Below are 24,159 nucleotides of genomic sequence, written 5' to 3'. Positions count from 1 at the left end.
TCGCAGTGGGACCCGCGCCGCCAGCGCCCCGAGCTGTGGCAGCTCTACAACGGCCGCCACGCCCCCGGCGAGCACGTCCGCGTCTTCCCGCTGTCCAACTGGACCGAGCTGGACGTGTGGCAGTACATCGCCCGCGAGAAGATCGAGCTCCCGCGGATCTACTTCGCGCACGAGCGGGACGTCTTCAAGCGTTCCGGGATGTGGCTGACCGCCGGGGAGTGGGGCGGCCCCAAGGAGGGCGAGACGGTCGAGCGGCGGCTGATCCGCTACCGCACGGTGGGCGACATGTCCTGCACCGGCGCCGTCGACTCCGACGCCACCACGCTGGACGCCGTCATCACCGAGATCGCCGCGTCGCGGCTGACCGAGCGCGGGGCGACGAGGGCCGACGACAAGCTCTCCGAGGCCGCGATGGAAGACCGCAAGCGCGAGGGGTACTTCTAACCATGAGCAACAGCACCACTGAGCCGGTCCAGCCGCTCTCCACCGAGCAGTTGTCGGCCACCACCCTGCTGCGGTTCGCCACCGCCGGCTCCGTCGACGACGGCAAGTCCACCCTGGTGGGCCGCCTCCTGCACGACTCCAAGTCGGTCCTCACCGACCAGCTCGAGGCCGTCGAGCGCGTCTCCCTCGGCCGTGGCCAGGAGGCGCCCGACCTGGCGCTGCTCACCGACGGCCTGCGCGCCGAGCGCGAGCAGGGCATCACCATCGACGTGGCCTACCGCTACTTCGCCACCGCCCGGCGCCGGTTCATCCTCGCCGACACCCCCGGGCACGTGCAGTACACGCGGAACATGGTCACCGGCGCCTCCACGGCCGACCTCGCCGTGGTCCTCGTCGACGCCCGCAACGGCGTCATCGAGCAGACCCGCCGGCACGCCGCCGTCGCCGCGCTCCTGCGCGTCCCGCACGTCGTCCTCGCCGTGAACAAGATGGACCTGGTCGCCTACGACGAGACCGTCTTCGCGAAGATCGCCGAGGAGTTCACCGCGTACGCGGGCGAGCTGGGCGTCCCGGAGATCACCGCGATCCCGATCTCGGCCCTCGCGGGCGACAATGTCGTCGAGCCGTCCTCGAACATGGACTGGTACGGCGGCCCCACCGTCCTGGAGCACCTGGAGACGGTCCCGGTCAGCCACGACCTGACCACCTGCCACGCGCGCCTGCCCGTCCAGTACGTGATCCGTCCGCAGACCCCCGAGCACCCCGACTACCGCGGCTACGCGGGCCAGATCGCGGCCGGCGCGTTCCGGGTCGGCGAGTCCGTGACCGTGCTGCCCTCCGGGCGGACCTCGAAGGTCACCGGGATCGACCTGCTGGGCACCCCGGTGGACGTGGCGTGGACGCCGCAGTCCGTGACGCTGCTCCTCGAGGACGACATCGACATCTCGCGCGGCGATCTGATCGTGCCGAGCGGCGACGCCCCGCCGACCACGCAGGACGTCGAGGCCACGGTCTGCCACGTCGCGGACACCGCGCTCACCGTCGGCCAGCGGGTGCTGCTCAAGCACACCACCCGTACGGTCAAGGCGATCGTGAAGGAGATCCCGTCGCGGCTCACTCTCGACGACCTCTCCCAGCACCCCGAGCCCGGCCGGCTCGTCGCCAACGACATCGGCCGGGTGAAGGTCCGTACCGCCGAGCCGCTCGCCCTCGACTCGTACGCCGACTCGCGCCGCACTGGTTCGTTCCTGCTCATCGACCCGGCGGACGGCACGACGCTCGCGGCGGGCATGGCGGGCGACGCGTTCGCCGCGCCCACCGACGCCGTGCCGGAGAGCGGCCCGGCCGCCGACGACGAGGGCTGGGACTTCTGACCATGACCTGCGTCGACGTGTTCGCGACGTTCGCGAAAGAGGGCGGCCGCATCGGCAGCGGTGCCCTCGGCAGCGGACAGGGCGGGGTGGCGCGATGTGCTCGATGACGTACGCGCACCGCATGCGCGCCCACGCCCGCCGCTTCCTCGCGGGCGCCCCCGTACGAAGACGAAGACCTGCCGACCTCCCGGCCACGACCTGACGGCGTGAGACCGGGCCAACGAGAGGACCACCTCCCGTGCCTGCACCACGCACCCGACTCGCCGCCCTCGCGGCACTGCCCCTCCTCGCCCTGGCGCTCGGCGCCTGCGGCTACGGCTCCGAGGCGGCCGACGCCGACGAGAAGTCCAAGGTCGCCGAGGGCGCCGAGAAGATCGACGGCCTGGACAGCGTGAAGATCGGGTACTTCCCGAACCTCACCCACGCCACCGCCCTCGTCGGCAGCCAGGAGGGCCTGTTCCAGAAGGAACTCGGCGGTACGGAGGCGAAGTACTCGCAGTTCAACGCCGGCCCCTCCGAGATCGAGGCGCTCAACGCGGGCTCCATCGACATCGGCTGGATCGGCCCGTCGCCCGCCATCAACGGCTACACCAAGTCGCAGGGCAAGAACCTGCGGATCATCGGCGGCTCCGCGTCCGGCGGCGTGAAGCTCGTGGTGAACCCCGAGAAGATCAAGTCCCTGGCCGACGTCAAGGGCAAGAAGATCGCGACGCCGCAGCTCGGCAACACCCAGGACGTCGCCTTCCTCAACTGGATCGCCGATCGGGGCTGGCAGGTCGACGCGCAGAGCGGCAAGGGCGACGTGTCGGTCGTCCGCACCGACAACAAGATCACCCCGGACGCCTACAAGTCCGGTTCCGTGGACGGCGCCTGGGTGCCGGAGCCGACCGCGTCCAAGCTGGTCGCCGAGGGCGGCAAGGTGCTGCTCGACGAGGCCGACCTGTGGCCGGACAAGAAGTTCGTGATCACGAACATCATCGTGCGGCAGGAGTTCCTGAAGGAGCACCCGAAGGTCGTCGAGGCCGTGCTGCGCGGCGCCGTGAAGACCAACGCGTGGATCGAGAAGAACCCGGAGAAGGCCAAGGCCGCCGCGAACGCCCGGCTGAAGGCGGACTCCGGCAAGGCGCTGCCCGCCGAGGTGCTCGACCCGGCGTGGAAGTCGATCGAGACGACCGACGACCCGCTGGCCGCCACCCTCGAGGCGGAGGCGGACCACGCCGTCAAGGCCGGCCTCCTGGAGAAGCCCGACCTCAAGGGCATCTACGACCTCGGCCCGCTGAACAAGGTTCTCAAGGCCGCGGGCGAGTCCCCGGTCGACGACGCCGGTCTCGGCGTCAAGTAGCCCCGGACCACGACCCGTTCCCAGGAGGTGACGACCATGGCGACCACCCTCGCCACGGCCGCGGAGGACACCCGCACCACGGCCGGACACGCCGCGCGGATCGAGCACGTCTCGAAGTCCTTCGGCGGTCCCGCCGGACCCCAGCTGGTCCTGGACGACATCACGCTCGATGTCGCGCCGGGCGAGTTCGTCACCCTCCTGGGAGCCTCCGGCTGCGGCAAGTCGACGCTGCTCAATCTGGTCGCGGGGCTCGACGAGCCGTCCGCGGGCAGCATCGCGACGGACGGCCGCCCGGCCCTGATGTTCCAGGAGCACGCCCTCTTCCCGTGGCTGACCGCGGGCAAGAACATCGAGCTCGCCCTGAAGCTGCGCGGCGTGCCGAAGGCCGAGCGCCGCCCGAAGGCCGAGGAGCTGCTCGAACTCGTCCGGCTGCAGGGCGCGTACGGCAAGCGGGTGCACGAGCTGTCCGGCGGCATGCGCCAGCGGGTGGCGCTGGCCCGCGCGCTGGCTCAGGACAGCCGGCTGCTGCTGATGGACGAGCCGTTCGCGGCGCTCGACGCGATCACGCGCGATGTGCTGCACGACGAGCTGACCCGCATCTGGCGCGAGACGAACGTCTCCGTCCTCTTCGTCACGCACAACGTCCGCGAGGCCGTGCGCCTCGCCCAGCGCGTCGTGCTCCTCTCGTCGCGTCCCGGCCGGGTGGCGCACGAGTGGCGGGTCGACATCCCGCACCCGCGCCGCATCGAGGACACCGCCGTGGCGGAACTGTCCGTCGAGGTCACCGAACAACTGCGTGGGGAGATCCGCCGCCATGGCCAGCACTGAGACGACAGAACCGGTCAAGGAGTCCGGGGACGGCCAGGACCTCGCCGGCCTGGAGGCGGGCCTCGACGCGCTGGAGACGAAGGCGGGCCCCGTCCGCACGCCGGTGCGGCAGGTGCTCGTCCAGAAGGTGGTGCCGCCGCTCACCGCGGTCCTGCTCGTCCTGCTCGTGTGGCAGGCGCTGGTCTCCTTCAAGATCGTCGACGATCCGACGAAGCTGCCCTCGCCGTCCGCGGTGTGGGACGAGGTGACCGAGGCGTGGCTGCAGGGCACCCTGCTCGACTACATCTGGACCTCCGTCTCGCGCGGTCTGCTCGGCTTCCTGCTCGCCCTGGCGATCGGCACACCGCTCGGCCTGATCGTCGCGCGGGTGCGGTTCATCCGGGCCGCGATCGGCCCGATCCTCTCCGGTCTGCAGTCGCTGCCTTCGGTGGCGTGGGTGCCGCCCGCGGTGCTGTGGCTGGGCCTGGAGAACAAGATGATGTACGCCGTCATCCTCCTCGGCGCGGTCCCCTCCATCGCCAACGGCCTGGTGTCGGGCGTCGACCAGGTGCCGCCGCTGTTCCTGCGGGCGGGCCGCACGCTCGGCGCGACGGGGCTGCGGCACACCTGGCACATCGTGCTCCCCGCGGCGCTGCCCGGCTATCTCGCGGGGCTCAAGCAGGGCTGGGCCTTCTCCTGGCGCTCGCTCATGGCCGCGGAGATCATCGCGTCCTCGCCGGAGCTCGGCGTGGGTCTCGGCCAGCTCCTGGAGAACGGCCGCAACGCCAGCTCCATGCCCATGATCTTCCTCGCCATCCTGCTCATCCTGATCGTCGGCGTCGCCATCGACCTGCTGATCTTCAGCCCGCTTGAGCGGCGCGTCCTGCGCAGCCGCGGCCTCCTCGTGAGGAGCTGAGTCCCGTGCACCGTCCCGTCCTCCTCGTCGTCGCCCACGGCAGCCGCGACCCGCGGCACGCCGCGACCGTGCACGCGCTGGTGCGCCGGGTGCGGTCGCTGCGCCCCGGGCTGCGGGTGGAGACGGCCTTCCTGGACTTCAACACCCCTTCCGTACCGGCGGTGTTGGAGCGGCTCGCGGCCGAGGGCGTACGCGACGTCGTGGCGCAGCCCCTCCTCCTGACGCGGGCGTTCCACGCCAAGGCGGACATCCCCGCGGTGCTGCGCGAGGCGCCGCCGGTGCTGCGCGTCCGGCAGGCCGCGGTGCTCGGCCCGTCCCCGCTGCTCCTGTCTGCCTTGGAGCAGCGGCTGTACGAGGCGGGGCTCGACCCCGCCGACAAGTCCTCGACCGGGGTCGTCCTGGCCTCGGCGGGGTCGTCGGACCCGGAGGCGATCGCAGTGATCGCTGACATCGCGCGGGAGTGGCGGCACACCGGTTGGTGCGCCGTGCGGCCTGCGTTCGCCTCCGCGTCCCTGCCGCGCACGGAGGACGCCGTGCGCGAGCTGCGGGCCGTGGCGGGGGTGCGGCGGGTGGCCGTCGCCCCCTATGTCCTTGCTCCCGGCTTCCTGCCGGACCGCATCGCGCGGGGCGCGGCAGGTGCCGATGTCCTGGCCGACGTCCTCGGACCGGCGCCTGCGGTCGCGCGGCTCCTGGTACGGCGCTACGACGAGGCCTATGCGCCTGGCACCTGCCCCGTTGCTCCCCTGGCGCGGACTCCCGCACTGGCCTAGCTTGTGGGTTCATGACCCCGAGCCGATCCCGCACGCTGTGGCTGCGCACCGAACCCCTGCACGCGGTGGTCTACTTCGAGGAACGCTGCCGCGGCCTCGGTAGGGCCGTGGGCCTCAAGGGCTTCTGGATGGGGTACTTCGCGGCCCGCACCGCGCCGATGGGCCGCGTCGGCCCCGGGGTGGCCGCCGCCGCACTGGGTGTCTTCGCGCCCGGCATGGTGGCGCGCGCCCTACCGTCCGCGTGGGAGTACGCGTCGCCGGACCGGGTCGTCGAGGAACGCGCCCGCCTCACGGCCGCCGCCCTGCGCCAACTGGTCCCGTCGGTCGGCACGTTGGCCGCCGCGGTCAACGGACCCCTGATGGCCATGGTGGAGGACGCCCCGTCGCTCGCCCGCCCGCTGTTCGCCGCCAACCGCGACCTGGCGGACCGCGCCGACCCGGTCGAGCGGCTCTGGCAACTGTGCACCTGCGTCCGGGAGTTCCGCGGTGACGCCCATGTCGCGGTCCTCGCCGACCGCGGCCTTGACGCCCGCGAGAGCCTCGTCCTGGCCGCCGCGACCGACCGGGTCGACGCGGCCGGCATCCGGCAGGACCGGGGCTGGACCGAGGAGGAGTGGGAGGTCTCCGTGGACCGGATGCGCGGCCTCGGCCTGCTCGACGCACTGGGCCGGGTCACCGAACGCGGTCTGACGGAGCGGGAGTTGATCGAGGACGACACGGACCGCCTCGCGGCACGCATGCTGCGTCCGCTGCACCACAAGGAGACGGATGCGCTCCTCGCCGCGCTGGAGCCGGCGGCCCGCCACATCCTGGACGCGGACGTCCTGCCGTTCCCGAACCCCATCGGACTGCCGCGGGCGGTCGGCTGAGCGCCGCCCGGGAATCCGTTTGCGCCCCCGTGCCCCGCCCCCTACCGTCACGCGGATGACGCCCGAACTGCGGTCCGAACGCCTCGCCCTCGCCCCCTATGCACCCTCCGACGAGGAGGACTTCGTGGCGCTGTTCCAGGACGAGGCGGTGGGGCGCTGGTTCGGGGACGGGATGCAGAGCGAGGCGGAGGACCGGGCGCTGTTCGGACGGATCTTCAGCCGTGTGTACGCGGAGGGGCGCTTTCCCGTGTGGGCGGTCCGCTACGAGGGGCGCTATGCCGGCCACGCCGAGGTCAAGCCCTCCCCGGAGAGCTGGCTCGACGGCCACGAGATCGTCTACGGCCTCACCAGGGAGAGCCAGGGGCTCGGGCTCGGCACCGAGCTGGCGCGGCTCCTCACCGCGTACGGTCACGAGACCCTGGGCCTGGCCGAGGTCCACGCCACCGTCGACGCGGAGAACGCCCCCTCCCTCTCCGTCCTCGAGCGCATCGGCTACACGCAGATCCGCGCGGTTCCCGAGGAGGGCGGCACGATCACCCTCCAGATGACCTCGCGGCGCCCCATGGACTGAACGCCCGCGGCCGGGGCCTCAGGAGAAGTCGAGGCCACCGGTGCGGGTGCGCTTCAGCTCGAAGAAGTCCGGGTGGCCCGCGAGGACGCGGAAGCTGTCGAAGAGCCGGGCCGCCTCCTCGCCGCGCGGGATCGCGCGCAGCACGGGCCCGAACCAGACGGTGCTGTCGACGTGGATCGTCGGCGTGCCCACATAGCCGTCGGCCTCGGGGTCCTTGCCCGCGTCGTGGCTGCGGCGCAGCACGTCGTCGTACGAGGCGTCGTGCGCCGCCGCCGCGAGATCGGCCGGCAGCCCGAGCTCGGCCAGGGCCTGTTCGGCGACCTCCCCGAAGTCCTCGTTCCCGTCCTGGTGGATGCGGGTCCCGAAGGCGGTGTAGAGGTCGCGGAGGACCTTCTCGCCGTGCCGGTCCGCGGCGGCCGCGGCGATCCTCGTCAGGGTGAGCGAGCGGTCGACCAGGTCCCTGTACCAGTCGGGGAGTTCGTTGCCCTCGTTGTGGAGGAAGAGGCTCATCACGTGGAAGCGGACGTCAAGGTCGCGTTGGGGCTCGACCTCCAGGATCCAGCGCGAGGTGATCCAGGCGAAGGGGCAGGCCGGGTCGAAGTAGAAGTCGACGGTCGTCATGCCCCGACCCTATGCGGCGAATGGCTCCTGCTCCTGGGCCATTCGAGGCCTCTGAGCACGGGCCACTTCGGGTAGCAGGACCGCTTCGGGCACGCCGGGCCGGGGGATCAGTCGTCCTCGAACGGGGTCGCCTGGTGGAACCAGAGCCGCCAGGTGCCGTCGGTACGCCGCCACAGTGAACTGCGGTGCGCCCGGCGCCCGTTGTTGTCCGTGTCGAAGGTCAGGTGCACCAGGTCGTCGGCGAGCTGGACGCCCCTCATGCGGGAGGTCGTGAAGGGGCGGGTGCCGGGTGCCGGGCTCGCCGTGAGGACCCGCACGATCGACGCGCGGTCCCACTGTGCGCCGGAGGCGCCGAACTCGGTGAACTCGGGGTGCAGCAGCGCCCCGAAGAGTTCGGGCGACGCGCGCACCTCGGGATCGAGGAGGCGCAGCTCGCCCTCGATGGCGGCCTGGACGGCGGGGGTGCGGTCAGTCACGGGTCATCTCCACGAGCTGGGTGACGGTGTTCCAGTTGCGGGTGGTGGCGACGACGCCCTTGGTGAGGGCGGGTCGTGCCAGCTGTTCGGCGAGCTTGGACCGGCCGAGGCCGTCGGGGGCGTACAGGTAGAGGACCCGGTCGCCGAGCCTGAACTCCTCGGGTAGGAAGTCGGGTTGGCGGAGGGAGGCGAAGCGTTCCTCGGTGACCGGCGCGGAGAAGTAGGTGACGTGCAGTTGCTTGGGCTGCAGGTCGGCGGCGGGGAACGGGCAGGCGTCGGCCACCGCCTTCAGGTAGGCGCTGTCGCGCACGATGACGTCGACGGCGAAGCCGAAGCGCTCCTCGATCGCCGCCCGCACCTCGGCCGCCAGGGACTCCTCGTCGCCGTGGTCCGCGGTGAAGACGGCGTTGCCGCTCTGCAGATACGTCCGTACGCCGCCGTGGCCGAGCCCTTCCAGGAGCGCCCGGAGGTCGGCCATCGGCACCTTCTTGTGGCCGCCCACGTTGATGCCGCGCAGCAGCGCCGCGTATGTCTTGATCGCCATGCGCACACGATAGAGCGGCCGCCGTGCCCCGTGGGGGTGGGCACGACGACCGCGGCTCGGGGAGCGGCGAGGGTTACTCGACGACCTTCAGGAGCTTGTTGGGCGTGCCCTCGCTCGGGTTGGAGATCTTGTCGGGGGTGGCGCCGTCGGTCAGGGCCTTGGCGACGTCCGCGGGCTTGGCGTCCGGGTGGGCGGCGACGTAGACGGCGGCGGCGCCCACGACGTGCGGGGTCGCCATCGACGTACCGGAGATGGTCTTGGTGGCGTCGTCACCGGTGTTCCAGGCGGACGTGATGTCCGAGCCCGGGGCGTAGATGTCCACGACGGAGCCGTAGTTGGAGAAGTCCGACTGCTTGTCGTCCTTGGTGGAGGAGGCGACCGTGATGGCGTCCTTCACCCGGGCCGGGGAGCCCTGGGAGGCGTCGGTCGACTCGTTGCCCGCGGCGACCGCGAAGGTGACGCCGGCGTCGATCGCCTTCTGGACGGCCGCGTCGAGCGCTTCGTCCGCTCCGCCGCCGAGGCTCATGTTGGCGACGGAGGGGCCCTGGTGGTTCTTGGTGACCCAGTCGATGCCCGCGACGACCTGCTCGGTGGTGCCGGAGCCCTGGTCGTCCAGGACGCGGACGGCGACGATCTTCGCCTTCTTGGCGACGCCGTGCGCCTCACCGGCGATGGTGCCGGCGACGTGCGTGCCGTGGCCGTTTCCGTCGTCGGCGTTGTCGTCGTTGTCGACGGCGTCGAAGCCGGAGACCGCGCGGCCGCCGAAGTCCTTGTGGCTGACGCGGACACCGGTGTCGATGACGTACGCGGTGGCGCCCTCGCCTGCGGCGTCCGGGTAGGTGTACTTCTTGTCGGCAGCGGTGTCCGCCTGGTCGATGCGGTCCAGGCCCCACGACGGCGGGTTGTCCTGGGTGGCGTCGATGGTGAACTTCTTCGACTGGACGACCTTGCCGACGGACGGGTCGGCGGCCAGGCGCTTGGCCTCGGTCTCGCTCAGGCCCTTGGCCGAGAAGCCGTTGATCGCGGAGGAGTAGTTGCGCTTGAGCTCGCCGCCGTACTCCTCGGCCAGGTCGGACTTGCCGGCCTTGTCGACCTTCTCGTCGAGCATCACGATGTAGCTGCCGGCCACGGCGCCCTTGGCGTTCAGGCCGTACACCTTGCCCTCGGCGGGGGTGGCCGCACCGGCGAAGGAGGTCGCGAAGACGGTGACACCGACCGCGGTGGCGGCGGTGGCTATCGCGGCGGTGAGCTTCATCGTGCGGGCACGCTTGTGAGTTGCCATGAAGAGGGGTCTCCTCAGTGCTGTGTGGGGGGATGTGGGGGGTTTATTCAGCTGTTTCGCCCAGGGCCTGCCGTGGCGACAAGTTCGTCGCGACATCCCTCGAGGGCCGGAAGATCTCCGGGTGTTGGGACGAAACCCTGACTGATTGACGCGCGCAGATCAATACCTACATACAGCTGTGACTTGTTCAACAAGGTTCCGTAATAACAAACCGGATCTGTGCTGCCGGACCGGACATCCCGGGCCACAGCACCCCCAACTCGCGGTAACAGAAGGCGTTTCGCGCCACACGGGCAACGCCGGACGCGCTGGCAGAACCAGCTCGTCCGGCGTCGGGACCATGCGTACCGGCGTCGCGCCTCAGGCCGCGGCGGGGACCTTCTGCTCCTCGAAGGAGTCGATCGTCCGCGTGAAGTCACGGGTCGAGAGCAGCAGTTTGTAGATGATGGCGAGTTCGAAGACCAGCAGGAGCGCACCCGAGACGATCGTCGCGGGGATCACCGCGTCGAAGAGCGGGCCGATCATGAAGACGCCCATCTGGAACTCGATGCCGCTCACCAGGTGCGCGCGGATACGGTGGCGCAGCAGGAAGGAACGGGCCCGCAGATACGCGGGGAACTTCCGCCGGAACTCCTGGTGCAGGTCGATCACCTGAGCCTTCGGAGCCACCGCCGCCGTCTCCCCCTCGGCGCCGGCCTCCTGGGACGGCTGCGGGGCGTAGGGCGCCTCGCCCGCGGCCCGCTGCAGGTCCTGCTCGATGTCCGCCGAGGGGTTGTCCCGCAGCAGGTCCTCCATGAAGGCGAGCTCCGCCTCGTTCTGCGCGCGCCGCGCGGCCCGCATGCGCGTCTTGATCTGCTTGCGCATGGTGTGCCGGATCTTGAAGATCTCCAGCGAGTTGATGTAGCGCAGGGTGTCGAGCGCGACGACGGCGAGCGCGAGCCAGATGTAGAGGGTGTCGCCGGTGCGGTCGTACTGGCCCCACATCAGCGCGACGCCGCACACCATGACGCGGATCCGGTCGAAGACGAAGTCCAGCCAGGCGCCGAAGACCGAGCCCTGCCCGGTGAGCCGGGCGACCTTGCCGTCCATGCAGTCGAGGATGAAGCTGAAGTGGTAGATCACCGCACCGAGGGCGAGCCACTTCCAGTCGCCGAACGCGAAACACGCCGCCGAGCCGAGCCCGAGGAGGAACGCGCCCCAGGTGATCTGGTTCGGCGTGATACGCGTGTACTTGGCGGTGAGCCGCACGAGCGGCGTGGCGACCGGGTCGACAAGCAACACGGTCCACCACGCGTCACGCTTCTTCTCGGTGATGCGGCGCACCTCGGCGAGGGGCGGTATGTCTCGACGCATGGGGGTCAACTTCCTGGCGTTCGGCGAAAGTTCACCTCACGCTAGGAAGTAGTTCGCCCAAGGAACAAGATCTACGCTGTGCAACCTTTGGCCGGGGGTAACGGTCAACCTTTCAGGGCGAGTCAATGGGCCTTCCAGCACGGTGGCGCGTTATCAGAGCGTTATCCAATAACTGGGCCACCGAGGGAACCGCGTCACGCAGCGTCACGTCAGGGCCGCCCCGCCCGCGCCTTCTCCAGCTCCTCCTCGATGAGGTCGGCCGCCCTCTCCGTGCCGCCCTCCGCCGCCATCGACCGCTGGATCTCCCCCAGCCTGCGGGCCACTTCGGGGTCACCGGCCAGTGCGAGGACCGCCTCGCGCAGCGTCTCGGCGGTGGCCTCCTCCATCGGCACGTGCCGTGCGACACCCAGCCCCTGGAGCATGTCCGCGTTGCCGAACTGGTCCGTGGCCAGCGGCACGGCCACCATCGGCGTCGCGGTCGCGAGGCCCTCCTGGCTGCCGCCCGCGCCGGCGTGGGTGATGAAGGCGTCGGCCTTTTTGAGGACCGCCAACTGCGGCACCCAGGGGTGCACCTCTACGTTCTCCGGTACGTCCCCGAGCTCGCCCGCGTCGACGTGCTTGCCGACCTGGAGCACCACGTGCCAGCCCGGCAGGTCCCCGAAGGCCTTGACGCACTCACGGTAGAAGGCGGGCTGCTTGGTGAAGGCCGAGCCGAGCGAGACGAGCAGCACCTTCTCGGCGTCCGCGGGCCGCTCCCAGTCGCCCTGCGCCGCCCGGTCGCCCTGGCAGGCGCCGACGAAGGTGTGGACGCTCTCGTCGACCCGGTCGGCGTTCGGCTGCAGGGCCTTCGGGATCAGCACGAGGGAGCGCGGCGGCCTGCCGACGAAGGGGTCCGGCTGCTGGGTGATGCCGTTCTCGGCGAGCCAGCCGGTGAAGCGGTCGTAGTACGCCCGGCCGCGCTCGGTCTCCTTCAGCTCCGCGTACATCGGCTCGGCGACCTCCTCCTCGTAGCCCTCCCAGGCGACGAGGTTCGGTGAGAGCGAGATCTCGGGGACGCCCCAGCGGCGGGCGAGGACGCGCGCCGGATAGGAGGTGATGTCGTACAGGACGAGGTCGGGCTCGTCCCCCTCATAGGCGCGGGCCAGCTCCGGCAGGACCTGGATCGCGTCGGCGAGGAACGGCTCGATGTTGTCGATCAGTTCGGTGCCCCAGGCGTCCGGGTCGTCGTCCGGGGAGGGCAGCGTCGTGGTGTAGGGCCGGGGCTCGGCACCGGTCTCGGCGACCTTGTCCACGAAGACGTGCGGGATGGCGTACGTGACGCGGTGGCCGCGCGCGACGAGCTCGCGGATCACTTCGAGGCTCGGGTTGACGTGCCCGTGGGCGGCGATCGAGAACATGGCGATGTGGGCAGGCCCGGATGAGGTCATGCCCAGACCTTAAGCGAGACGAGACGTCTCGTGCAAGATGTAAACAGACGGCGCTCGCCCGTGACCTGTGCTCGCGCTACGCCGGATTGTCGTCGGCCGCCGCCGCCTCGTTGTAGCGGAGCAGATACTCGGCGAACCGCTCCAGATCCGCCCCGCTCCACCCCGCGAGCCGCTCCTGGAACGCGACCCGGCGGGCGGCGCCGACCTGCGCGAGGACCTCATTGCCCCGCTCGGTCGGATGCAGGACGTGCACCCGGTGGTCGGCCGGATCGAGCCGCCGCTCGACGAGCCCGGCCTTCTCCAGCGCGCCCACCTGCCTGCTGATGGTCGACTTGTCGAGCGTGTAGTGCGCGGCCAGGTCCGTGGCCCGGCAGCCGCCCTGGTATTCGAGATGGCTGAGCAGCGTGAAGGACACGAGCGAGAGCTCGGGGTGCATCCGCGCGGCGGTGGCGCGCGCCCGCCGGGCGAACGCGGTCATCTCCCGCTGGATGATCTCGATGGACTCGTCCCGGCCGCCGGCCCTCGCTCCGGCCCCGGACCCGTCTCGATCGGTCACGATTTCTCCCTCTCCATGAATGGTTGTACAGTACAACACAACGAGAGTTGTATATGCCAACCATCTCGACCGTCTCTGTCGAACCCGAACAAGCCGAGCCCGAACAAGCCGAGCAACCGGAGTCCCCCCATGTCCGCCACCCCCGCGGAACCCGCCGCCCGACTGCGGGACGTCCTGCGCCACGTCCTGCTCCACCTGCTCACGCCCCTGCTGATGTGCCTCGGCATGGGCCTCGCCTACATGGGCGCGTTCGTCACGCCCGAGCCGAACGACATGCCGATCGCCGTCGTCGGCTCAGGACCGCAGACCCAGGCCTTCGCGCAGACCGTCAAGGACAAGGCGGGCGACGCCCTCGACGTGCGTACCCTCGGCTCGCGCGAGCAGGCCGTCGACGCGCTCAAGTCCCAGGACATAGCGGGCGCCTACGTGCCCGACGCGAAGTCGCCCGAGCTGATCGTGGCGACCGCGGGGTCCGACATGAGCGCGACGGCCGCGCAGAAGATCTTCACGCCCGTCGCGGCGGAGCAGGGCGAGCCGCTCAAGGTCACCGACGTGGCCGCGCCGGTCGACGACGACCCCACGGGCCAGGGCCTCTTCTTCCTGCTCGTCGCCGTGAGCATCGGCTCGTACGCGTCGGTGGCGGTGCTCGGCGCGGCGGGCGCGGGGCTGCGGATGCGGGCCCGCGCGGGGCTCGTCGTGGGTGTCTCCTTCGCCGTCAGCCTCATCGGCGCGGCGCTCGCGGGCCCGGTCTTCCACCTGGTGCACCAGGGGCTGTGGGGCGTGTGGGCCATGTGCTGGCTCTATGCGGCCGGGATCCTCTTCATCGGCGTCGGACTGCACACGTTCCTGAAGCGCTGGACGACGCTGGCGATGATGGTGCTCTTCGTGATGCTCAACTTCACGTCGTCCGGCGGGCTCTTCCGCCCCGAGCTGCAGAACGGCTTCTTCGGCTCCCTGCACGCCTTCTGGAACGGCGCGGGCTTCGTCGAGGGCATCCGCAGCCACCTCTACTTCGGCGGCCACGGACTCGGCGGCCACGTCTGGACGCTGGCCGGGTGGCTGCTGCTCGGCCTGGTCGTGGTCGGCGTCGCGGGGCTCTGGGAGCGGCGCGGGCGTGCCGCGGTGGCCCCGGCGGCCGCTCAGGACGCGCAGATGGAGGAGGAGATGGAGGAGTCGGTCGCGGTGTGACGGCGGGCGGTACCCGGGCCGGGCGGCATTGAAGCCGCCCGGCCCGGGTGCGGTTCGGGGCTACTTCCGGCCCGTGCCGGTCGGGCAGGTGCAGTCCTTCGCCGGCGTTTCGCCGGTCAGCACGGAGTGCGGGGAGTCGGCTTCATGTGCGTCCTTCGTCGGTCGTGCGCGGGGGTGGCGGTCATCGGGTCGGCCGGTGCTGGGCGCGGGCGGGGTCAGCCTCGTACGGCTGGTACTCCGGGTGCTGCGAGGGCTGCTGATACGGCGAGGGCTGTCCGTACGACTGATACGGCGAGGGCTGTCCGTACGGCTGCGGCCGGTACTCCTGCTGCGGCGCGTGCGGCCCGTCCGGGACGCGGTGGTGACCCGGCGTCCGTCCCGACCTGCGCGGCCACCACAGACCGCGGCCGAGCATCGCGGCAAGGGCGGGCACCAGCACGAGGGAGAGCACGAGCGAGGAGAGGAGGATGCCCAGGCCGGTGGCGAAGCCGATCTCCTGGGTGGCGGGGCTCGCGGCGAGGCTCGCGAAGGAACCGGCGAGCACGATGCCGGCCGTGGCGATGGCGGGCGCGGTGTGCCGCACCGCCTCGGCCACCGCGTGCCGGGCCGGGACCGGCTTCTCCATCTCCTCCCTGATCCGGTCGGTGATCAGGATGTTGTAGTCGGTGCCGAGGGCGACGACGAAGAGGAAGAGCACCAAGGGCAGCGTGAACGAGACTCCCGGCCGGTCGAGGCCGTGCTGGAAGAGCAGCGTGCTCGCGCCGAGCGTGGCCAGGAAGCCGAGCCCCACGGCGAGCATCAGCACGACGGGGGCGAGCAGGGAGCGCAGCAGCAGGAAGAGGATCACCGCGATCAGCAGGGCCGCGACCGGGAACACCAGGCGCAGGTCCTTCTCCACGGCCGTCGAGATGTCGGCGAAGATCGCGGCCGTCCCCGTGACATACGCCTGCGTGCCTTCCGGGGCGGTCCGCGCGGCCGTCTCCCTGACGGGACCCGAGACCAGGTCGCGCGCCTTCTGCGAATCGGACCTGACGCTCAGGAGGAGGTCGACCCGCGCGGCCGTGCGGTCCTTGCTGAGCACCGGCTTGCCCACCTCGCCGACGCCCTCCGCCTTGGCGAGGGAGCGGGTCATGCCGGTGAGCGAACTCTGCTTGATCTCCTCGCCGTTCGTGCTGCGTACGTACACGGTGTGCGGGTCGGAGACGCCCGCGGGCAGACTGCGGGAGATCTGCTCGGCGGTCCTGACGGCGGCGGTCTCGTGCCGGCCCTGCTGGTCGTAGCTCATCTTGATGCCGAGCGCGCCCGCGCCCAGCGCGCCCAGCAGCACCAGGCTGCCGAGGGCGTACCGCAGCGGCCGGCTGCTCACCGCGTGGCCCAGGCGTGCGGCGAAGCCGCCGGTGTGCTCCTTCTTCCAGGCGCGTGCGGGCCAGAACATGCCGCGTCCGAGTACGGCGAGGAGCGCGGGCATCAGGGTGAGGCTGGCGAGGAGCATGACGAGCACGGAGATCGCGATCGCCGGGCCGAGGACCCGGAACTGCCCGAAACTGGCCAGGCCCAGGGTCGCGAAGGCCGCCACGATCGTCAGCGCCGCGGATGTGATCGCGCTGCCCACCCGCCCGGTCGTCTCGGCGGCGGCCGTCCGGGCGTTCTGCTCGGGGTGGTTCCGCAGCTGTTCCCGGAACCGGAACATCAGGAAGAGGAAGTAGTCGATGCCGATCCCGAGGAGGACGACGCCGATGAGTGAAGGCGTCGACGCGTCGAGGCTGATGTCGAAGAGCTTCGCCGCGCCGACCACGGCACCCGAGGCGACTCCGCCGATCAGCGCCACCGCGATCAGCGGCACGAACGCGGCCGCGAGAGAGCGGAACACCAGCACGTTCAGCAGGACGATGAGGCCCATCGTCAGGCTGGAGACGATTTTCGCCGTGTCTTCCTCGGCCTCGGTGTCGTCCACCGTGGAGGCGATGCCGCCGGTGAATCCGACCCGCATGTCCGCGTCGGCGAATTCGTCCTTCGCGGTGTCGCGGAATTCCTTGTAGACGTCCTGCAGACCCGGGTCACTGGGATTTCCGTCGAGGGAAACGGTGAGGAGCCGGAAACTCTTGTCGGGCGCCACCGCCCCCGCCGAGACGCGCGGGGTCTGCGAATGGTCCTTCATGAGCGGTTCGGGCTTCGCCGCGATGATCCGCTCCCGGCCCAGATCCGCGGCGGTGTCCGCGATGCGCCGCTGGTCGCCCACCGTCAGCCGGCCTCCGTCGTCCCTGGCGACGAGCACGGTCAGGGCGTTGGGGTCGGGCTTCGCGCCGAATTCCTCCTCGGCTATCCGGAGCGCCACCGCCGAGTCGTACTTCTTGGGCAGGAAGTCCCCGGCCTGGGAGTCGGTGACGTCGTACATCATCGAGTTCCCCACGAACGACAGGGCCGCTCCGAGGATCGTCCAGACGACGATGGTCATCCATCGATGCCGGGTGGAGAAAGAGGTCAGCTTGCGGATCATGCCAATAGGTCATCACGCGGGGCCCCTTGAGCACGTCGGCCGCCGGAAGGGTCCGCACCCCTGACCGTGGTCCGGTACTTCCTCGCGGGCAGTACTCCAGTACTGGCCGGAAGAACCGCCACCGCGCCGACTCGGGGCTCCGTCGGGCGGGATCTAATGGTGCCCAGAGACGGGACATCAGGGCCCGCCGGACTTTCGACTCGGAGGCGCCAGGATGGCCCGCGACTTCTTCCCGACGGTACCGCCCACGCGCGGGGTGCGGCCGACGCCGGGGGACGTGGTGGTCGCCGCCCTCGCCGTGACGCTCGACCTGCTGGCCTACCTCGTCCCGGGCGAAGAGGGCCCGGACGCACCGGTCACCGTGCTCGGCATCCTGCTCATCGCCGTCTCCGTGGTCCCGCTGCTCTTCAGACGCCACTACCCCGTGCAGGCGCTCGGCGCGGCCCTGGCCGTGCAGCTGGCCGTCAACCTCGGGCTCGCCGTCGACCCGGGCGAGCCGGTGTCGAACACGTACGGCGCCGCCGTCACGATCGGGCTCTACACCGTGGCCAGGTACAGCGGACGGTGGGCCCTGCTGCTGGGTGTCATCGCCACCGGTCCCGTGCAGCTCGCGCGGCACTGGCAGAACGACGTGCCCTTCATCGGCATGGGCATCACCGACCTGCTGGTGACGCCCTGCCTCATCGTCGCCATCGGCCTGGCCGTGCGGCAGTGGCAGTCGCAGCTCGACATCAACCGGAGGCTGCTCGCCGACCGCGCGGTGACCGAGGAACGGCGTCGCATCGCCCGGGAGCTGCACGACATCGTGGCCCACCACATCACCACCATGTACCTGATGTCCGGCGGCGCCAGGTCGACCCTGGACCGCGACCCCGACACGGCCCGCGAGGCGCTGGTGACGCTGGAGGAGTCCGGCCGCACGGCGCTGCACGAGATGCGTCAGCTCCTCGGAGTGCTGCGCAGCACCGACACTTTGGAGGAGGCGCCGTCGGAGCCCCAGCCCGGGGTGGACGGCATCGAGCGGCTCGTCGCCGATTCGGGCGCGGCGGGCCTGCCGGCCGAACTCCACGTCACCGGGCGGCCCCGCCCGCTGCCGATGACCGTCGGCCTCACCCTCTACCGCATCGTGCAGGAGGCGTTGACCAACGCCCGCAAGCACGCGGGGCCCGCCCGTGCGACGGTGCGGCTCGCCTATCTGCCGGACCGCGTCACCGTGGAGGTGACCGATGACGGCGCCGGGGCGGGGGCCACGGCAGGCAGGGCGCCCGGCGGGGGCGTCACGGGCAGCGGATACGGTCTTCTCGGCATGCGGGAACGCATCGCCCTGCACGACGGCTCCCTGCGCGTCGGCAGCCGTGCGGAAGGCGGGTTCGAGGTGGTCGCGAGCGTGCCGCTGCCGGCCGACACGTACGCGGCCGACACAGCTGACACTTCTGGTACCGCCGGTACTGCCGGTACCTCCGGCACACACGACAAGGACGGGACGCGATGACCTCCACCTCCGAGCCCGAGCGCGGTGCCGAGCGCGGTGCCGAGCCCGAGCGGATCACCGTGCTCATCGCCGACGACCAGCCCCTCGTGCGCCGGGGCCTCTCGCTGATCCTCCGCTCGGACCCCGCCATCGACGTCGTCGGCGAGGTGGGCGACGGCGAGCAGGCCATCACGGCGGCCCGCGAACTGCGCCCCGACGTCATCCTGATGGACATCCGCATGCCGGTGCTCGACGGGGTCAAGGCCACCGAGCGCCTGGCCGCCGAGCTGCCCCGGTGCCGGGTCCTCGCGCTCAGCACCTTCGACATGGACGAACACGTGGTCGGTGCCCTGCGGGCCGGGGCCTCCGGCTTCCTGCCCAAGGACGTCTCCCCGGAGGAGCTCGTCACCGCGCTGCGCACCGTCCACCGGGGCGAGGCCGTCGTCGCCCCGCGGCTGCTGACCCGGCTGCTCGCCACCTTCGTCACCCCGGCCCCGGCCCCGGCCTCGCACCCGCCGGCCGGGGGCATCTCCGGGCTCACCCCGCGCGAGGTCGAGGTGCTCCGGCTGATCGCCGCGGGCCTCGACAACAGCGAGATCGCGCAGCAGATGGCCATCGGCGTGCAGACCGTGAAGAACCACGCCACCGGCATCTTCGCCAAGCTGGGCGTCCGCGACCGCGCGCAGGCCGTCATCGCCGCGTACGAATCGGGGCTCGTGCGGGCGGGCCAGAACCACGGGCTCCGCCCCTGAATCCCGCGGCCCCTGAACCCCGCGCCGAGGGCCCGCCGACGGCCTACCGCTGATACCTCTTGAGGACCAGATTGCCGTCCTCGACGAGCCGTTTCCTGAGCTCGTCGAGGTCGATCGCCCCGCTGTAGTACTCCTGGAGCGCGGGCGTCGCGACCTTGTCCTTCCACTCCGGGTAGCCCCGCACCGTCTGCGCGGGGGCCGGGCGCAGGTCCTCGGCGAGGGCGGTGCCCGCGGCCCAGTCGTCCTTCTCGGTGCGCAGGGCGGGGTCCTTCAGTGCCTCCTTGCCGGTCGGCAGCATCCAGTCGCCGCGCGCGAGCTTCACCATGTTGTCCGGCTGGAGGAAGAAGTCGATGAACTCGGCCGCCTCCTTCTTGTGCGGGCTGTCCTCGGAGACGGACAGGGTCTGCGGGCTGACGCCCTGCGCGAGCCCCTCCTCGCCCGCCGGGGCGGGCAGCACCTGCCAGTCGAAGCCCTCGGGCGCCTGCTGGACGATCTGCTGACGGTACGAGAAGCCGAGCGGGACCATCGCGTACTTGCCGCCGAAGAAGCCGGGCAGCGTGTCGGAGCCGCCCATGCCGAGAGTCGTGGCCGACGCGCTCTTGTCCTCGTTGACCTGGTCGTGGACCGTGCGCGGCATGATCGCGTCGGCCGCGTCGAAGCGGACGTCGACCTTGCCGTCCGCGCCCCGGTGGAACATCTTCCCGCCGGTGGACAGCGAGAGGTTGAGCGTCGCGGAGACCGGCTCCTTGAGCGGCCAGGCGACGCCGTACTTCCCGTCCGTGCCGTCGCCCAGCTCCTTGGTGACCTTCCGGAACTCCGCCCAGCTCCACGGCTTCTCGGGCGTCGGAATCCGTACGCCCGACTTCTTGAGCCACTTCGCGTTGGCGATCAGGACGCGCGGCTCCTGGAGGAACGGCACGCCGTAGACCTTGCCCCGGAAGGTCGTCGTCTCCCAGCTGCGCCGCGGGATGTCGGACTTGAGGCGCTCGGGGAGCAGGTCGCCGATGTCCGCGAGATATCCGCCGTACGCGAAGTCGGCGAGGTCGTCCGACGCGTCATGGATGATGTCCGGCGCCTCGCCGCCCTCGAAGGAGGTGAGCAGCTGGTCGTGGACGCTGTCCCAACTGCCCTGGACGTACTCGACCTTGACGTCCGGGTGAGTGGCGTTCCACTCGGCGACGAGCGCCTTGTTCGCGTCGACGGACTCCTTCTGCCAGGCGAGCGACTGGAACTGGAGGGTGACCTTCCCGTCGTCGTCGCCGGAGTCGCCGCTGCAGCCGGCGAGCAGCAGCGCGAGGGCCGTGGCGGTGGCGGCCAGCAGGCGTGGGGCCGTGCGCGGGGGCGTCATGCCTTCACCGCCCCGGCCAGCATGCCGCCCGTGATCCGCTTCTGGATGATGGCGAAGATGACCAGCGAGGGGATGGTCGCGAGGAACGCCGCCGCGGCGAGCGGCCCGAGGTCGGCGACGCCCTCCGAGCCGATGAAGCGGTTGAGGATGACCGGCAAGGTCTGCTTCTCCGGGGTCTTGAGCAGGACGAGGGCGAAGAAGAACTCGTTCCACGCGGTGATGAAGGCGAACATCGCCGTGGCCACGATGCCGGGCGCGAGCAGCGGCGCGACGACCGACACGAACGTCCGCACCCGGCTCGCGCCGTCCACCGCCGCGGCCTCCTCCAGCTCGGCGGGGACAGCGCGGACGTACCCGACGAGCATCCACAGCGCGAACGGCAGCGACCACACCACGTACACCATGATCAGACCGACCAGCGAGTTGATCAGGTGGAGGTTCTTCAGGATCAGGAACAGCGGGATGATGACCAGGACGAACGGGAACGCCTGGCTGATCACCACCCAGCCGGTGGCCGCCTTCGCGAGGCGGCTGCGGTGCCTGGCCATGACGTAGGCCATCGGGGTGGCGATGACGACCGCGATCAGGGCCGCGCTGAGCGCCGCGATCAGGGAGTTGCCCGCGGCCCGCAGGAGCGGCTGCTCGTCGAAGGCCTGCCGGAAGTTCTCCAGGGTCGGATCCTTCGGGATCCAGGTGGGGTGCAGGCTGCCGAGCTCCCGGGCGGGCTTGAAGGCCGTGGAGATCAGCCAGAGGAACGGGAAGGCGAGGAAGACCAGATAGGCGGCGAGTGCCACGTACTGCGCGGCGCGCGTCGACTTCTTCGTACGCATCATGCCTCGTCGCCTCCCTTCAGGCGGCCGACGAGGTAGCAGGCGAGGATCACGGAGATCACCGCGACCATCACGCAGCCCATGGCGGCGGCGTAGCCGAACTGGCCGTAGCGGAAGGCCTCTTCGTAGGCGAAGAGCATGGGCAGGCGGGTGCGGCCGCCAGGGCCGCCCTGGGTGAGGACGTAGACCAGGGCGAACGAATTGAAGTTCCAGATGAAGTTGAGCGCCGTGATGGCGAGGGCGATCGGCTTGATCGCGGGCCAGGTGACGGTGCGGAACCGGCGCCAGGCGCCCGCGCCGTCCATCGCGGCCGCCTCGTGCAGCTCCCGCGGGGTGTTCTGCAGTCCGGCGAGCAACGCGACGGTGGTCTGCGGCATGCCTGCCCAGATGCCGACGACGATCACGGCGAGGAGCGCGGTGGCCGTGCCGGTCAGCCAGTCCTTGCCCTCCCCCAGGCCGACATTGGAGAGCGTTTCGTTGAGCACGCCGGCGTCCGGGTGGTAGACGAGCCGCCACATGATGCCGACGACCACCTCGGGCATCGCCCACGGAATGATCGCGAGGGCCCGCGCCAGCCAGCGCATCCGCAGCGGCTGGTTGAGCAGGAGGGCGAGGCCGAGGGCGAGGAAGAACTGCGGCACGGTGACGCCGAAGGCCCACAGCAGGCCGATCCTGAACGAGTCCCAGAACAGCGTGTCGTGCAGCAGGTCCTGGAAGTTGAGCGCGCCGATCCACTGGGTGGGTTCGGTGCGGCCCGACTGGGAGTCGGTGAAGGCCAGCGCGATGCCGTAGAGCAGCGGGCCGACGCTGAGGACGAGGATCGGGATCAGCGCGGGCAGCACGAGGAACCAAGCGCCGTGGTCCGCGGCCCCTCGTCCCGGCGCGCCTCTCGCTGACCGCTTCGTCGCGGTCGCCAATGTCACGGAATCGGCTCCTTCGGGCGGCTGATGCGGGTCCGGCCGCCCCGGCGGCCCCCGTCATCGTGCTGATGTGATCTTGATACGTCAAGCAGCTGCGCGCCCTCGCACACCGGTTGGCCTGTGCGAATGCGAGACTGTCGGGCGAACGGGGCAACGGGTGCGGGAGGCACGGGATGGACGAGGCGCGGGCACGGGACGTACTGGACGCGGCACAGCTGCCGGTTCCGGTGAGCGGGGCCCGGCTGCTCGCGCTCGGCGAGAACGCGGTGTTCGCCGTGGGCGAGCTGGTCGCCAAGGTCGGCCGCGCCGCCCCCGAACTCCTCACGAGGGCGCGGCGCGAGCTGGCCGTCGCCGCGTGGCTCGAGAAGGCCGGCGTCCCCGCCGTGCGGGCAGCCGAGACCGAGGCGCGCCTGGTGGACGGCCATCCGGTGACGCTCTGGCACCGGCTCCCCGAGGCGGTGCGCCCCGCCGAGCCGCGTGATCTGGCGGCGCTCATCCGTCGCGTGCACGAACTGGACTCCCCCTCCTTCGAGCTCCCGCGCCGTGAACTGCTCGGCGGTGTGGAGCGGTGGCTGCGGCTCGCCGGTGACGCGATCGATCCGGCCGACGCGGACTATCTGCGCGAGCGCAGGGACGGGTTCGCCGTCGCCGCGGCGGCGCTGACCCCGCATCTCACGCCGGGGCCCGTCCACGGCGACGCGCTGCCCCGCAATGTCCTGGTCGGTCCCGGTGGGCCGGTGCTCGTGGATCTGGAGACGTTCTCCTCGGATCTGCGGGAGCACGATCTGGTCGTCATGGCGCTCTCCCGCGATCGGTACGGGCTCTCGCCGGAGGCCTACGACGGGTTCGTCTCCGTCTACGGCTGGGACGTGCGGGAGTGGGAGGGGTGCGCCGTGCTGCGCGGCGCCCGGGAGACGGCCAGCTGCGCGTGGGTCGCGCAGCACGCGCCCGCCAATCCGAAGGCGCTCGTCGAGTTCCGCCGGCGGGTGGCGTCCCTTCGGGACGGCGACGCGGCCGTCCGCTGGTACCCCTTCTGAGGGCCCGGCCCCCTTCGAGGGCTAGCCCTCGACCCTCAGCGGCCACACTCCGTCCACCACCGCGTCCGGATTGCCCTTCTTGCGCAGGAAGTTCTGGAAGTCCGCCGCCCATTCCGCGTACCACTCGATCTGGCGGCGGTGCAGTTCCGCCGGGCCGAGGGACGCGACCTTCGGGTGGCGGTCGGCTATCGCGCAGGCGAGGCGGGCCGCTGCCTGGGCGTCGGCCGCTGCGTCGTGGGCGGCCTCAAGGAGCACGCCGTACTCCGTGCAGACCGCTTCGAGGTTCCGCTTGCCTCTGCGGTACCGGTCGACGGAACGGTCGATGGTGTACGGATCGATCACCGGGCCCGGGTCCATGCCGCCGAGGCGGTCGCGCAGGGACGGCAGGCCGTACCTCCGGAGCTCGGCGGAGAGCAGGGTGAGGTCGAAGACCGCGTTGTACGCCACGACCGGGACGCCCGACTGCCAGTACGAGGTGAGGACGCCGGCGAGCGCGTCCGCGACCTCGTCGGCGGGCCTGCCCTCGGCCGTCGCACGCTCGTCCGTGATGCCGTGCACGGCCACCGCCCCGGCGGGGATCGGGATCCCCGGGTCCGCGAGCCAGGTGCGACGCCCCAGCGTCTCGCCGGCCTTGACCTCGATGACGGCGCCGGTGACGATGCGCGCCTCGCTCGGGTCCGTCCCCGTCGTCTCCAGGTCGAAACCGATCAGCAGCTCCTGGTGCCAGCCCATGGCCGCCCCCTTCTTTGTGGTGCTTTCCCCCAG

At 71.1% G+C, this 24,159-nt stretch carries 24 protein-coding genes; 12 read left to right on the top strand and 12 right to left on the bottom strand.

What is annotated here, in order from left to right:
* The 8 genes from cysD to ACH4D5_RS23805 form a co-directional block, all read left to right on the top strand.
* On the top strand, positions 1 to 444 hold a 444-nt coding region (gene cysD / locus ACH4D5_RS23840), incomplete at its 5' end, for a sulfate adenylyltransferase subunit CysD (RefSeq protein WP_398305996.1).
* Between the two features lie 2 nt (positions 445 to 446).
* Positions 447 to 1,817, top strand: coding sequence for a sulfate adenylyltransferase subunit 1 (locus ACH4D5_RS23835; protein ID WP_398305993.1), 1,371 nt, complete (start codon positions 447 to 449; stop codon positions 1,815 to 1,817).
* A gap of 238 nt (positions 1,818 to 2,055) precedes the next feature.
* Positions 2,056 to 3,159 carry an aliphatic sulfonate ABC transporter substrate-binding protein gene (locus ACH4D5_RS23830; protein ID WP_398305990.1) on the top strand — a complete coding sequence of 368 codons (1,104 nt, stop codon included), beginning with the start codon at positions 2,056 to 2,058 and terminating at the stop codon, positions 3,157 to 3,159.
* 36 nt (positions 3,160 to 3,195) lie between these two features.
* Positions 3,196 to 3,987: an ABC transporter ATP-binding protein gene (locus tag ACH4D5_RS23825; RefSeq protein ID WP_398305987.1), complete on the top strand. Its 792-nt coding sequence runs from the start codon at positions 3,196 to 3,198 to the stop codon at positions 3,985 to 3,987.
* Positions 3,974 to 4,882 (top strand): ABC transporter permease, encoded by a 909-nt coding sequence (locus ACH4D5_RS23820; RefSeq protein ID WP_398305984.1) that lies wholly within the window; start codon positions 3,974 to 3,976, stop codon positions 4,880 to 4,882. Before ACH4D5_RS23825 ends, ACH4D5_RS23820 begins: the two co-directional genes overlap by 14 nt.
* Positions 4,879 to 5,652, top strand: coding sequence for a sirohydrochlorin chelatase (locus tag ACH4D5_RS23815; protein WP_398306074.1), 774 nt, complete (start codon positions 4,879 to 4,881; stop codon positions 5,650 to 5,652). Before ACH4D5_RS23820 ends, ACH4D5_RS23815 begins: the two co-directional genes overlap by 4 nt.
* Before the next feature lie 11 nt (positions 5,653 to 5,663).
* On the top strand, positions 5,664 to 6,521 hold the full coding sequence (locus ACH4D5_RS23810) for a hypothetical protein (RefSeq protein WP_398305981.1): 858 nt from the start codon (positions 5,664 to 5,666) through the stop codon (positions 6,519 to 6,521).
* 55 nt (positions 6,522 to 6,576) lie between these two features.
* Positions 6,577 to 7,092: a GNAT family N-acetyltransferase gene (locus ACH4D5_RS23805; RefSeq protein WP_398305978.1), complete on the top strand. Its 516-nt coding sequence runs from the start codon at positions 6,577 to 6,579 to the stop codon at positions 7,090 to 7,092.
* Between the two features lie 18 nt (positions 7,093 to 7,110).
* Here the strand turns inward: ACH4D5_RS23805 and ACH4D5_RS23800 are convergent, their stop codons facing one another.
* The 7 genes from ACH4D5_RS23800 to ACH4D5_RS23770 all read right to left on the bottom strand — a co-directional run bounded on the left by ACH4D5_RS23800 (position 7,111) and on the right by ACH4D5_RS23770 (position 13,273).
* A complete protein-coding gene (locus ACH4D5_RS23800; protein WP_398305975.1) occupies positions 7,111 to 7,713 on the bottom strand; it encodes a DsbA family protein in 603 nt (200 codons plus the stop codon).
* 107 nt (positions 7,714 to 7,820) lie between these two features.
* Complete coding sequence (locus ACH4D5_RS23795; RefSeq protein ID WP_398305972.1) at positions 7,821 to 8,189, bottom strand: DUF4440 domain-containing protein; 369 nt, start codon at positions 8,187 to 8,189, stop codon at positions 7,821 to 7,823.
* Complete coding sequence (locus tag ACH4D5_RS23790) at positions 8,182 to 8,733, bottom strand: DUF1697 domain-containing protein (protein WP_398305969.1); 552 nt, start codon at positions 8,731 to 8,733, stop codon at positions 8,182 to 8,184. The genes ACH4D5_RS23795 and ACH4D5_RS23790 overlap by 8 nt, the downstream gene beginning before the upstream one ends.
* A gap of 73 nt (positions 8,734 to 8,806) precedes the next feature.
* A complete protein-coding gene (locus ACH4D5_RS23785) occupies positions 8,807 to 10,015 on the bottom strand; it encodes a S8 family peptidase (RefSeq protein ID WP_398305966.1) in 1,209 nt (402 codons plus the stop codon).
* Positions 10,016 to 10,375: 360 nt separating this feature from the next.
* Positions 10,376 to 11,368, bottom strand: coding sequence for a CDP-alcohol phosphatidyltransferase family protein (locus ACH4D5_RS23780; RefSeq protein ID WP_398305963.1), 993 nt, complete (start codon positions 11,366 to 11,368; stop codon positions 10,376 to 10,378).
* 209 nt (positions 11,369 to 11,577) lie between these two features.
* On the bottom strand, positions 11,578 to 12,795 hold the full coding sequence (gene mgt, locus ACH4D5_RS23775) for a macrolide-inactivating glycosyltransferase (RefSeq protein ID WP_398305960.1): 1,218 nt from the start codon (positions 12,793 to 12,795) through the stop codon (positions 11,578 to 11,580).
* A gap of 76 nt (positions 12,796 to 12,871) precedes the next feature.
* Positions 12,872 to 13,273 carry a MarR family winged helix-turn-helix transcriptional regulator gene (locus ACH4D5_RS23770; protein ID WP_398306071.1) on the bottom strand — a complete coding sequence of 134 codons (402 nt, stop codon included), beginning with the start codon at positions 13,271 to 13,273 and terminating at the stop codon, positions 12,872 to 12,874.
* Positions 13,274 to 13,480: 207 nt separating this feature from the next.
* On the opposite strand from ACH4D5_RS23770, the gene ACH4D5_RS23765 reads away from it, so the two are divergent.
* Positions 13,481 to 14,539 carry a hypothetical protein gene (locus ACH4D5_RS23765; RefSeq protein WP_398305958.1) on the top strand — a complete coding sequence of 353 codons (1,059 nt, stop codon included), beginning with the start codon at positions 13,481 to 13,483 and terminating at the stop codon, positions 14,537 to 14,539.
* 181 nt (positions 14,540 to 14,720) lie between these two features.
* Here the strand turns inward: ACH4D5_RS23765 and ACH4D5_RS23760 are convergent, their stop codons facing one another.
* On the bottom strand, positions 14,721 to 17,036 hold the full coding sequence (locus ACH4D5_RS23760) for an MMPL family transporter (RefSeq protein WP_398305955.1): 2,316 nt from the start codon (positions 17,034 to 17,036) through the stop codon (positions 14,721 to 14,723).
* 214 nt (positions 17,037 to 17,250) lie between these two features.
* Between ACH4D5_RS23760 and ACH4D5_RS23755 the strand changes: the two genes are divergently transcribed.
* Positions 17,251 to 18,528, top strand: coding sequence for a sensor histidine kinase (locus tag ACH4D5_RS23755; RefSeq protein WP_398305952.1), 1,278 nt, complete (start codon positions 17,251 to 17,253; stop codon positions 18,526 to 18,528).
* Positions 18,525 to 19,259, top strand: a complete 735-nt coding sequence (locus ACH4D5_RS23750; protein WP_398305949.1) for a response regulator — start codon at positions 18,525 to 18,527, stop codon at positions 19,257 to 19,259. The genes ACH4D5_RS23755 and ACH4D5_RS23750 overlap by 4 nt, the downstream gene beginning before the upstream one ends.
* Before the next feature lie 43 nt (positions 19,260 to 19,302).
* Here ACH4D5_RS23750 and ACH4D5_RS23745 read toward each other — a convergent pair whose 3' ends face one another.
* The 3 genes from ACH4D5_RS23745 to ACH4D5_RS23735 are packed head-to-tail and all read right to left on the bottom strand — an operon-like array spanning position 19,303 to position 22,360.
* Entirely contained in the window at positions 19,303 to 20,607 is a 1,305-nt protein-coding gene (locus tag ACH4D5_RS23745) for an ABC transporter substrate-binding protein (RefSeq protein WP_398305946.1), read from the bottom strand.
* On the bottom strand, positions 20,604 to 21,440 hold the full coding sequence (locus ACH4D5_RS23740) for a carbohydrate ABC transporter permease (protein ID WP_398305943.1): 837 nt from the start codon (positions 21,438 to 21,440) through the stop codon (positions 20,604 to 20,606). The genes ACH4D5_RS23745 and ACH4D5_RS23740 overlap by 4 nt, the downstream gene beginning before the upstream one ends.
* The gene (locus tag ACH4D5_RS23735; RefSeq protein WP_398305940.1) at positions 21,437 to 22,360 is read right to left on the bottom strand and encodes a carbohydrate ABC transporter permease; all 924 of its coding nucleotides are present in this window, start codon (positions 22,358 to 22,360) and stop codon (positions 21,437 to 21,439) included. The genes ACH4D5_RS23740 and ACH4D5_RS23735 overlap by 4 nt, the downstream gene beginning before the upstream one ends.
* Before the next feature lie 170 nt (positions 22,361 to 22,530).
* Between ACH4D5_RS23735 and ACH4D5_RS23730 the strand changes: the two genes are divergently transcribed.
* On the top strand, positions 22,531 to 23,394 hold the full coding sequence (locus tag ACH4D5_RS23730; RefSeq protein WP_398305937.1) for a phosphotransferase enzyme family protein: 864 nt from the start codon (positions 22,531 to 22,533) through the stop codon (positions 23,392 to 23,394).
* Between the two features lie 21 nt (positions 23,395 to 23,415).
* On the opposite strand, the gene ACH4D5_RS23725 is transcribed toward ACH4D5_RS23730, so the two are convergent.
* Complete coding sequence (locus ACH4D5_RS23725) at positions 23,416 to 24,126, bottom strand: 3'-5' exonuclease (protein WP_398305934.1); 711 nt, start codon at positions 24,124 to 24,126, stop codon at positions 23,416 to 23,418.
* Positions 24,127 to 24,159: the final 33 nt, after the last annotated feature.

The organism is Streptomyces sp. NPDC018029, from assembly GCF_044327655.1.
Classification (GTDB): domain Bacteria; phylum Actinomycetota; class Actinomycetes; order Streptomycetales; family Streptomycetaceae; genus Streptomyces.
The sequence above is the reverse complement of the archived record's forward strand: the minus strand, read 5'-3'. Positions and strand labels throughout refer to the sequence as shown.